This window comes from candidate division WOR-3 bacterium, assembly GCA_026418155.1.
In the GTDB taxonomy this organism is placed as follows: Bacteria; Hydrothermota; Tepidihabitantia; order Tepidihabitantales; family CAIPLT01; genus JAOABV01.
On sequence record JAOABV010000051.1, the window covers coordinates 1 to 11,988 of the forward strand.

8 protein-coding genes are annotated in these 11,988 nt (G+C 36.1%); 1 reads left to right on the forward strand and 7 read right to left on the reverse strand.

From position 1 onward, the window contains the following. From N2201_05995 to ligA, 6 genes are all read right to left on the reverse strand, one after another. On the reverse strand, positions 1-665 hold a 665-nt coding region (locus N2201_05995), incomplete at its 3' end, for a hypothetical protein (protein MCX7785758.1). Between the two features lie 302 nt (positions 666-967). Further along, on the reverse strand, positions 968-2,611 hold the full coding sequence (locus N2201_06000; protein MCX7785759.1) for a formylglycine-generating enzyme family protein: 1,644 nt from the start codon (positions 2,609-2,611) through the stop codon (positions 968-970). Between the two features lie 8 nt (positions 2,612-2,619). Beyond that, on the reverse strand, positions 2,620-3,603 hold the full coding sequence (locus tag N2201_06005; protein ID MCX7785760.1) for a DUF4837 family protein: 984 nt from the start codon (positions 3,601-3,603) through the stop codon (positions 2,620-2,622). Between the two features lie 13 nt (positions 3,604-3,616). Further along, positions 3,617-5,722 (reverse strand): ATP-dependent DNA helicase RecG, encoded by a 2,106-nt coding sequence (gene recG / locus N2201_06010; protein ID MCX7785761.1) that lies wholly within the window; start codon positions 5,720-5,722, stop codon positions 3,617-3,619. Next, the gene (locus N2201_06015) at positions 5,719-6,384 is read right to left on the reverse strand and encodes a protein-L-isoaspartate(D-aspartate) O-methyltransferase (GenBank protein ID MCX7785762.1); all 666 of its coding nucleotides are present in this window, start codon (positions 6,382-6,384) and stop codon (positions 5,719-5,721) included. Before N2201_06015 ends, recG begins: the two co-directional genes overlap by 4 nt. Positions 6,385-6,523: 139 nt before the next feature. Continuing rightward, entirely contained in the window at positions 6,524-8,530 is a 2,007-nt protein-coding gene (gene ligA, locus N2201_06020) for an NAD-dependent DNA ligase LigA (protein MCX7785763.1), read from the reverse strand. A gap of 233 nt (positions 8,531-8,763) precedes the next feature. On the opposite strand from ligA, the gene N2201_06025 reads away from it, so the two are divergent. Beyond that, positions 8,764-11,607, forward strand: coding sequence for a T9SS type A sorting domain-containing protein (locus N2201_06025; GenBank protein MCX7785764.1), 2,844 nt, complete (start codon positions 8,764-8,766; stop codon positions 11,605-11,607). Between the two features lie 7 nt (positions 11,608-11,614). Here N2201_06025 and N2201_06030 read toward each other — a convergent pair. Further along, on the reverse strand, positions 11,615-11,988 hold a 374-nt coding region (locus tag N2201_06030; protein ID MCX7785765.1), incomplete at its 5' end, for a T9SS type A sorting domain-containing protein.

An 11,988-nucleotide genomic window follows, 5' to 3' on the forward strand; every position in this document is an offset into this window, starting at 1 on the left:
AAGAGACAGGTATACAGATTTGGTGGTGCCTGCCAATAATACATTTGAGTCGGTGCATAAGGATTGGAAATATCTATTATATAAAAACCACCGCCTACCAAATAAGCATAATTGCCTGATACATCTATTGGACCAACTCCTGGTAAAGGTAGATAACTAACTTGGAATGGTTGAGCCGGATTAGACACATCAAATATTCGGAGTCCACCTAAATTGCCAAGATAAATTGAAGTTACATATGCATATTGACCACGAACATAGATACTATGGCAAACGCCTTCTATCCGATATTGGCAAATGAGTCTTGGTAATGATGGTTGGGAGACATTATAAATTATAAGATTAGTATACAAATCAGTGAACTCACGACTTATAATATAAAGATACTGGCTACTTCTAAATAAGCAAGAGACAAAATGGCGAGTTATAATATTAGCAATTGGCACTTGTGGAGTTTCACGGTCAAAGATTAAAATTGCCGTCCCTGATGAGACAAAAACCGCATTGCTGTCAATTGCAACTGCTCTACCTGCTGCATAAGGATAATGAGCAAGACAACAGATATTGGTAGAATCTTGAATAGTTTTGCTAAAATCCGTCTTTTGGCAAGATTGATGTATCAAATCTTGAGCCGGTTCTAACAATGCTATTAAAAGAACAAGCATGTTTAACATCTTTATTAACCTATTCGTAGAGCGTTCCGTATCGGAGTGAACTGCTTCTACTTATTACTTTTTGTTTTTTCTTATCTGTCTGTTCAGTGATTGCATATTGAAGAGTGAAATGTGTTATTACCTGAAACATATTATTCACATATTACTTTACTATAAAAAATAAATTTCTGTCAAGCATTATTTGCAAAATTTGATAATCTGTATGATTTTGGATTTCATACAATTATTAGTCTTAATCTCTGTCTTTCAAAAAATTGCCTTAAAAATTGATTTAGGTATGCCTTTTATGTTGCTTATTTTCCTTTAAGATTAGGTAAAACTTTAAGTTGAGGTAGGTCCTTAGCACATCTGAATCCAACATCTGAGTAAGATGAATTCGGCAATCTCAAAAGTCTTGAATATGTAGTTTGCCATTGTTTATTGGAGTTAAAAGAACCGCCAAGTTGTATTTTATAAACTCCAGTATCGCCGATTGGATTTATCGTTGTTAATTGCTCTAATGGTTTTGCCCAGTCCCAAACCCACTCAAAGACATTGCCCACCATATTATAACAACCATAAGAGGATTTTCCTTTGGCAAATGAATCTACCGGTGCCGTATGTTCGTGTCCGTCGTAAATTCCGTATTCCTGCCAATTACATAAAGTGGAATCCCAGCCATTATCTTCTGCTTTTCTTTGCCAAGGATATTTTGCGCCAATTCTTCCTTGTCCTGCTTTTTTCCATTCAGCCTCGGTCGGAAGTCTTTTGCCGCTCCATTTTGCATAGGCTTGAGCTCCATACCAAGTAACCCAACGAACCGGATATTTTTCTCTTCCTGACTTAACGAAGTATCGCTCTTTTAATTTTTGGATTTCGGGATAGGAGTCAAGTTCAATCCAATATGCACCTCCTTGTTGCTGGTTGCCGCAGGCATTAAGAAATTTACAAAATTGTTCATTGGAAACTTCATATTTATCAATTAAATAGTAATAATTAATCACAAATTTTCTATGATAGTTTTCATCAAAGATTATGGAATCATTGACAGGTCCATAAATAACCGTCATATCAGTGGGAACATTAAAAAATAACCAATATTTTGTGATTTCTTTAGTTATTTCCGATGCGGAAATTTTCATTTCTTGAGAGATATCTAATTTAGTTAACTGCCTTAGTATTTTGATAATTTCATTGAAAGATAATTTTGCAGAAGTTTTTAATTTTGCGATAAATGTTTTTATCAATTCTGACTGTTTAGATTTAGTAATTATCTTTGCCCAAAAATATGGCGCCACATAATAACAATGACTACTAAATTCTGATTCAATTTCGCTCGTATCTAATTTCCAAAGGGATAAATCGTATATTTTAGTTGAATTGGTGAATATGTCAGAAATATCTTGCGAGTATTTATAAAAGATTTCGGGCCAAAATTGTGCCATTATTGTCCACATAAGGTAATTTGCCAAGCCGTCGCCGACAAATCGATTTTGTGGGTCTTGATATAAGTTGAATTTTAACTGAAGGGTTATTTCAAATTGTTCGTGAAAAACTGAAAATAAAAAGATGGGGTCATCGTCAGGTATAATCATTGTGTATGGCAAGTCAGTATAATAAAGTCCTTTTGTCAAAGGCAAGACAACATTAAATTTCACTAATTCCTCTAATCCAGTTATCTCTAATATTATACTGTCGCCTTTTTCTAAAATCGAATTTATTTTTTGTGCTTCATCTTCTCGTTCTGGTTGATAATAAATTGTATGATATTTTCCATTAATCTGTTTCATACTTAAAATTTCTTCTTTGGAAATAATTCTACATTCTAAACCTAAAAAATCAAAACGAAGTTGACCTAATGAGTCTTCACTACTTCCTAAAGAGGAATCTGAAAATAAGATAATACTCAAAATGATTTTTACTATGACTTTGTTAATCAAACTGAATTTGACTTGCATAAACCGACTTAGGGTGTAAATGTCCAAAGTATTGCATTAAGTTGGTTAAGATTATCCAGTTTTTTCTTTCCCGGGTAATAGAGCATTCCATCAAGAAAATAGAACCGATTGTTATGATTAAAGCAATAAGATATAAAAGGTCCACCGGCAGTAAGTTTGTTGTTCTGCCAAACGCCGATTAATTTTATTGCCCAAATGTTATTAAATAAAGTTGTTTCTGCCCGAGTATATGGTTTATAAACAAAGTCACCTTCATAGTACTTTGCAGTTAAACTATCTCGAAGACTAATTAATTTTGCCGGCGTTATTTCCATCCTTTCAGGTGATGTGTAGATAAAAATACTTCGGTCAGGATTGTGAGTAATCATATAGATAAAATTATCATTCTCATATTTAGTGATAAGACGAAACCGTTTTGGCACTTTGAAATTAAACTGATATTTATCTGATAGATATTTAGTGAGTTTTTTGTCATGACCTTGCTCATAAGTAATTTTAGTCATATAAGTTAATAAATAGTCCTGAAAAGTTTTACGAATTCTTGCACCATAGCGTTTTAATCCTAATTGTAAAAATTCTTTAGATTTTACGGCAAAGATTAATACTTTTTGATTTTCGACCCACAGGTCAGCAAAAGCAAAAAGCCCCATTGTATCCATCTCAATTTTTTTTATATGAATATCTAATATTGTTCTAATCGGCTCTTCATCAATAGTTCCAACTATAAATAAGAACCGGAACTTGATAAAATCAGATAATCGTGACAAGGGACGATAGCGAACTATGAACTCTTCTTCAGGCTGAACTGTGTAAATGTATCTTTGAAGTATCTCTTTGATTGGTAATTCAATCTCTTGTTTATAGTCTGTAAACAAAATAATCTCTCGCATTCCGCCAATTGTAGTGGGCAAAGGCGGTGAACAGCTTAAAGCCAAAAGCCAGTAACTAACAACTAAAAATTTTAGCCCAATTTGACATTTAGGATTTAACATTTGATATTTCATACTATCCGACTCTTAATAATTCAATGCGTTCTTTAAATTTTTTGTTTAGTGTCATTTTAATTACTCTGTTTTCGGGTAATGCAAAGTTACTGTCTTCTTTGATTAGAGCAAACGCGTCATCGCGTGCTTGAAATAGCAGATGTCGGTCTTTTTGTAAATCGGCAATTTTTAAGTCAGGTAAGCCGTGTTGTCTGGTTCCTAAAATTTCTCCAGGCCCGCGTAGTTCTAAATCTTTTTCTGCTAGTAGAAATCCATCATCATTGGCTTGAAAAAATTTCAGCCGTTCATATGCGGGTGAGAATTTCGAATTGGAGAGCATCAAGATACAATACGATGTTTCACTACCGCGTCCTATTCTACCTCGTAATTGATGGAGTTGGGCTAAACCAAATCGTTCTGGATGCTCAATTACCATTACAGTGGCATTAGGAATATCAACCCCAACTTCAATTACGGTTGTTGTCACTAAAATATCAAGTTCGTGTTTACGGAATTTTTCCATAAGTTCAATCCGCTCAGAACTTTTTAGACGGCCATGAACTAAACCAATTCTCTTGTCAGAAAAGACTTTTTGGATTTCTTCATAGGTTTTAATTGCGGCTTTTAGGTCAAGTTTTTCTGATTCTTCAATTAGCGGGCAGACAATATATATCTGTCTGCCTTCATTGATTTTTGCCTGAATAAAATTATATACGGATGCTCGTTCTTTTTCAGTGACGAGTCGGGTAACAATCTTTTTTCTACCTGGTGGTTTTTCTGACAAGATTGATATATCTAAATCGCCATATAAAGTCATTTGCAGAGTTCGGGGTATGGGAGTTGCAGTCATTACTAAGAAGTCAGGATTAACTCCTTTATTAATTAAAGCCGCTCTTTGCATTACGCCAAATCGATGTTGTTCATCAATTATCGCTAAACCCAATTGCTTAAATTTAATGTTTTGCTCAATTAAAGCATGTGTTCCAAAAACGATATTAATCATTCCTTGTTCTATCTCTTGGCTGAGACGAGTTTTGTCTTTGGGCTTTGTGCTGCCGGTTAAAAGACAAGTTTTGACGCCAATCTTTTCCAATCGCTTATGCCAAACTAAATAATGCTGTTCGGCTAAAATTTCGGTTGGTGCCATTAATGCTGATTGGAATCCATTTTCAATTGCGATGAGCATTGCGTAGATAGCAATTACAGTTTTACCTGAGCCAACATCGCCTTGAAGCAAACGGTTCATTGGAATCTCTTTTGCCAGATCATCTTTTATTTCTGATAGGACTTTTTTCTGACCATCAGTAAGTTCAAATGGTAAAAGACTTAACAGTTTTTTAGTAAAAGTTCCTTGTTCGATTAGACGATACCCTTTCTTTTGGTGAACTGAATTTAGTTTGCGTAATGCTAAAAGTAACTCCAGATAGAAGAACTCTTCATAAATTAATCGTGCTTTTGCCTTTTCCGCCTGGGCAATGGTTTCAGGAAAATGAATATTTTTTATGGCATTCTTGATTTCTGGGAAAGAATATTTTTTGAGAATGTCGACAGGCAAAGTTTCATTGAGATATCGTAAATAATTATCAATTGCATATTTCATTGGTCTTCGGATATCCCAGATTGACAACCCTTCAGTCAGAGGATAGACAGGTATTATGCCTATTGCATATAACAAATCATTTGAAGTTTTGCTCTGGCCGATTATTTCTTCAGATAATATCTGATAATGAGGATTTACTATTTGTTTTCGGTTGTAGTAATTTACTATGCCAGAGACGATAATTTTTTGATTCACTTTGAATTTATCTTTTAAGTCGGGACGATTGAACCAGATGCATTCAAGCATTCCGGTATCATCGCTTACCATAATTCTAACGACTTCACCTTTATTTCTGGTTTTTTTAGTTCCGCAAGCAATGATTTTGCCCATAACTACTGAGTCGGTTTTTATTTTCAAGTCACGAATTTTAACAATTTGCGAACGGTCGATATACCTTCTGGGCACTAAGAATAAAAAATCTTCAATGGTTTCAACACCTATTCGTCTTAAGTATTGGGCTCGTTTCGGACCAATGCCTTTAAGATATTGGACTTCGGCACTTATGTCTGCCTTAAACACTTGTTTCACTTTTTTTCTTCAATCTTGCCTTTCATTGGCACAAATCGGACTGGTTCGTATTCGGTTTTAATTAACTGCCCGTGCTTTTTTTGAAATACAGTGAGAATTTGAGTCTCATACTCTTCACCCATTGGCGCAACAATCCGACCGCCTTCTTTTAATTGTCGGATTAAAGAATCGGGCAAATAGGGTGGAGCACAAGTTATGAGAATGACATCAAATGGTGAGGCTTCAGTCCAGCCTAAATAACCATCACCACAGCGGACAGAGACATTATTATAATTTAATTCTTTTAACCGTTTCTCTGCCGATTTTGCTAATGATTCAATTATCTCGATAGTGTAGACTTCTTTACATAATAACGAAAGTATTGCTGCCTGATAACCAGAACCAGTGCCAATTTCTAAAACTCGCTCATCTCCTTTTAGTTCTGCAAGTTCAGTCATTCGGGCAACAATATATGGCTGAGAAATCGTTTGACCTTCACCAATTGGCAAAGGGTAATCGTTATACGCTTCAGATTGAAGAACTTCAGGCACAAAAAGATGTCGGGGAACTTTTTCTAAGGCTTTTAAGACTCTTTTATCAGTAACCCCGCGAGCAATAATTTGGGATTTAACCATTGACTTTCTTAAGATTGTATAATAGTCTTTTGGTCCACTACAACTCATAATTAGTATATTAAAGCATAATATAAAAAACGCCGATATACAACCTTTCATTTTTTAGATTCTGTGGTTTTCATAAAAGTTAACTTTAGGAACTGTTATTTGGGCATTGGGAGATAAATTAGTTGTAGATATTGCCTTTTCATTTTTTAGTTCTTATCATTTTCATAAATTCTTCTTCAGAAATTATCGTAATGCCAAGTGCTTTGGCTTTATCATATTTAGAGCCAGGGTCAGCACCAACTAATACATAATCTGTCTTTTTAGAAACTGAGGACGAGACATTACCACCCAAATTAATAATAATTTCGCTTGCCTGTTCTCGGGTATAATTTTTTAATGTGCCGGTTAAAACAAAAGTTTTGCCTAATAATGGCTTTGCACTTTTTTGTGTTGTTTCTTCAGAAAAATTTAAGCCAACTTTTTTTAGTCGTTCAATTAAACGAAGGTTTTCTTTATCACTAAAGAAGTTTACAATACTTTCAGCCACAACCGGTCCAATACCCATAACCTGAGCAATTTCTTCTTGAGTTGCATTTCTTAATTTATCAATTGAGGGAAATGCGGAAACTAATACCCGGGCAGTGTGAATTCCAATATGTCGGATACCCAAAGCATAAAGCACACGAGAATAAGGTCGATTTTTACTATTTTCAATTGCGTTGAGAAGATTTTGAGTTGATTTTTCGCCCATGCGTTCAAGATTAATAATATCTTCATATTTTAAGGCATATAAGTCAGCAAAATCCTTTACTAAATTTTTATTAACCAGCATCTCGACCATTGCATATCCTAATCCTTCAATATCCATTGCTGACCTGCTGGCAAAATGCAATAATCTGCCTTTTATTTGCGCTGGGCACGAGGCATTGACACATCGTAAAGCAACTTCTTCGGCTTCACGAACTAAATGGCTATGACAAACCGGACATTTTGTCGGAAGTGCGACAGGTTTTTCTTTACCCGTTCTCTTATCCGTGACCACTTTGACTACTTGAGGAATTACTTCACCGGCTTTTTCAATAATCACTGTATCACCAATCCTGATATCTTTTCGTTTTATTTCGTCAAAATTATGTAGCGTTGACCGAGAAATAGTTGAACCAGAAAGAAAGACCGGTTCCATTTCTGCAACTGGAGTTACAACACCAGTTCTACCAACACTAAAGAAGATATTAACGATTTTTGTCGTTGCTTGTTTTGGTGGATATTTATAGGCAACTGCCCAGCGAGGACTCTTTATCGTTTCGCCCAATTTCTCTCGCACTGAGTACTCATCGATCTTAACTACCATACCATCAACCTCATATGGTAATTGATGTCGTTTTTCCTGCCACTCTTCACAGTAATCAATTACTTTTTCGATGGAATCAAATAAGTCTGAATGAGGAATGACCTTAAAGCCAACTTTTTTTAAGACTTCAAGTGTCGTAAAATCTGAAGTAAATTCCCTGGCTGGTGGTTTTGGCACAGTGTGGACAAAAATATCTAATTTTCGTTCAGCAACTAATTTGGGGTCTAATAACTTGAGACTGCCGGCGGCGGCATTACGGGGATTAGCAAATAAAGATTCGCCATTTTCTTCACGTTCCTGATTCAACTTTTCAAACTGCTTTTTAGTCAAAAAGACTTCTCCCCGAACTTCAAAGGTTCTTAAAGATTTTGGCGGATTAATTAATTGTAACGGAATTGTTTTGATGGTTTTCAAATTTTGGGTAATATCATCGCCAGTAGCACCGTCACCACGAGTTGCACCTTGAACAAACTTCGCATCAACATATTTTAATGATACTGCAACACCATCTACTTTCTGTTCGACAATATAATTAAAATCAGAGACCGATTTTCTGATGCGTTTGTCAAAATCTTTTAATTCTTCATACGAATAAGTATTATCTAAACTAAGCATCAGAGGCGAATGCGTGACCGGTTTAAACTCTTTAATTGGTTCACCGCCGACTCTTTGAGTTGGTGAATCAGAAGTGATAAGTTCAGGAAACTTTTGCTCAAGTTCAATTAATCGCTTTAAGAGCATATCGTATTCATAGTCAGATATCACTGGGTCATTAAGGACATAATAACGGTAATTATGGTAATTTATTTCTTGGCGTAATTTCTCAATCTCTTTTTGTGCTTGTGCTTTGGTCATAAAATATTTTTACTAATAGTAAGATAAAAGTCAAGCAAAATTTCTTCTTGACAATTTATTAGCCCAGTATTATTATTTGTCGATATTTGTTCTTTAAGAAAAAGTTTAGCATAATTGGGAGCGGACAAACGAACTTTACCTCTATCTGTAAGCGGATTATAAAATATAATAAAATGTTCAGCATATGATTGTTAGGTTACAATTAAACTTCCGCTATCAGTAAAGGAGGCATTATGAAACGATTAATGCTAACCATAGCTCTAATCCTTGCCCTAATTTTTAGTGCAAGAGGAATTGGCAAAGATTTGTCCAAGGAAAAAAGCAATCCGAGCAAGATTCTATCTGTTCAAACTGGATTGGGCAAAGGTAAACTCAGTACAGTAATTAACAATCGACAGAGGAGGATATTGCAGAGGTCAAAGAGCAAAATTCGTAATAAAGAACTTAAAAAACAACAGAGAAAGTTGCATTCGCCGTTATCGTTGTTTAATAATGTTAGACGACAAAAACGATTACCAACGAAAAATTATACCAAATTTACTTTACCTGAGTTTTTACTTGATACGACAATAAGTTTTGGACCAGCACCGGATGACCAGGAATTTACTGATGTTGCCTTTGATGGCACGAATTACTTTGTTGTTTGGTATGATATGCGTAATGACGATATTTATGGAGCACGGGTTTCAAGAAATGGTGTGCTTCTGGATACTTTGGGCATTCCGATTTGCACAGAAGATGATTGGCAAGGATATCCATCTGTTGCCTTTGATGGCACAAATTATTTTGTCGTTTGGTCTGATTTTCGTAATTGGGACTATGATATTTATGGCGCAAGAGTATCTCCATCCGGAGTTGTGCTTGACCCACAGGGGATTCCAATTTGTACTGCCTATGATTATCAGGATGTACCAGCAATAAAATTTGACGGAACGAATTATCTTGTTGCTTGGAATGATTATCGTAGTGATTTTAATGGTGATATTTATGCTACAAGAGTAACGCCAACCGGTGTTGTTCTTGACCCGCAAGGTATTCCGGTTTCTACTGCCTCTTTTCAACAATTTATCTTTCGGGGAATAGGTTTTGATGGCACAAATTATCTTATAACATGGCTTGATGACCGAGATGGTGACGAATATTATGATGTGTATGGAGCAAGAATGACTCGTGCTGGCATTGTGCTTGACCCGGATGGTATTCCAATTTCGGTTGCTCCGAATAGTCAAATTCTGCCTCGGGTTGCTTTTGATGGTACAAACTATCTTGTGGTCTGGTGTGATGACCGACTGGTTTATGAAGAATACCGCATCTTTGGTGCAAGAGTATCGCCTTCAGGTGTTGTTCTTGACCCTCAGGGAATACAGATTACACAGAACTTTGGTGTTTACCCAGCGATTGTTTATAATGGCACTAATTATTTTGTAGTCTGGACTGAACTAAATTACTGGTGGGAAGGTGATATTTATGGTGCCCGGGTTTCTACTGCAGGAGTTGTTTTAGACCCACAAGGATTACCAATTTCAACTACTCAAAGTGACCAATGGCTACCATCAATTGTAATTGATAATCTTAATGACATGCGATATTTCATAACTTGGTCAGATTTTCGGTCTTGGAATAATTACGATATTTATGGTGCTCGGATGCAGGTTCAAGGAACCGTTTTAGACCCAGAGGGAATTCTTTTAACTTATGGATATTCCAGCCCAGAACAATATGAGCCCGCAGTTGCATTTGATGGTACAAATTATTTTGTTGTCTGGTCAGACTCGCGTAATGGCAATTCCATCTATGGTTCTCGTGTTACACCTTCTGGTATTGTGCTTGACCCTCAAGGAATTTTGATTTCTTCTGCTCAATATCAAGCGTGGGCTCCATCCGTCACTTTTGATGGTACTAACTATTTGGTAGTATGGGAAGATTATCGAACTTGGGAAGGAGACATTTACGGCGCACGAGTTTCTACTGCAGGAATAGTATTAGACCCTTTGGGCATACCGATTTCAACCGCTGAATATGACCAACTCAATCCGTCGGTTGCTTTTGATGGCACAAACTATTTTGTGGTTTGGTCAGATAACCGTGAAGGTGAAGAGTATCCTGATATTTATGGTGCACGAGTTTCGCCATCAGGAGTTGTGCTTGACCCACAAGGAATAGTCATCTCGTCTGATATGTATGATTTTTATGAACAATATAATCCAAGGATTGTATTTGATGGCACATATTATTTTGTGGTATGGGAGATTAACCGCGAAGGTGGTTATCTGACTGATATTTTTGGTGCTCGCGTAGGTAAAGATGGCACGGTGCTTGACCCATATAGTATTCCAATTGTATTTGCCCAAGAAGAGCAACATAATCCATCAATTAGTTTTGACGGCACAAATTATTTAGTAGTATGGGAAGATTGGCGCAATTGGAATTCTGACATTTATGGAGCACGCGTCACAAGAACAGGAGTTGTGCTTAACCCAAATGGCTTTATAATTTCCAATGCTGATGATGACCAGTGGAGTCCGGCAGTTGCCTTTTATGGCACAAATTATCTTGTGGTTTGGGCTGACTACCGAAATTGGGAGAATTCTGATATCTATGGCACAAGAATTAATACAAATGGAGTTGTGCTCGACCCACAGGGAATTGAACTAATTAACCAACCTACTGGTCGGTCCCAGCCAGATTTGGCAAAAGGTCCTGGTAGTCAATTATTACTTGTTTTCTGTGGATATATTATCCAATACGGCGCATCTAAAATTCTTGGTGCATTATATCCCAGCACTGGTATCATGGAAAATAATTCGTTAACAATCTTTTCTTCTCCATTTAAAGTCTCGCCTAATCCTTGTTATAAGACCACTAATATTGAACTGACACTAACTAAAGAGACTAAGATTAGTATTGAATTGATAGATATTTCAGGCAGATGTCTTAAGAATTTTGCCTCGGGACAATTTCCTGTTGGCAATCATAAATTCAGACTTAATCTGGAAAACCTATCAGCAGGCATTTATTTCCTAAGAGTAAAAACTGAGGAAAAAACTTTAACTGAGCGAATCGTAAAAATGCGGTAGCAGAAAGTTATTTTACAATCACAAACTTTCCGCGATAAGTCGCTTTATCAATCTTTAAGTTATAGAAGTAGATACCTCGGCTCACGGATTGACTATTGGAATTATTTCTGTCCCAGAAAATTGTGCCATTGGTACTTGCGGGTTTCATAATCTCTCGCAATTTATTGCCTCTAATATCATAGATGGTTAAATGAATTGATAGGGGTCTTGAAAAGTTATAAGTAATATAACTCTTGCCTGTTGGCGCCATAAATCTAATATGTTGGTCAGAATTAGCATTTTCTGCGATTGCGGGAATTTCTTGTAATTCCAAAGGGATTTGGTGGATTAAAGCAGTTATCGCAAATAATGGAAAACCCGGAAAGAATTCCATCTTAAAAT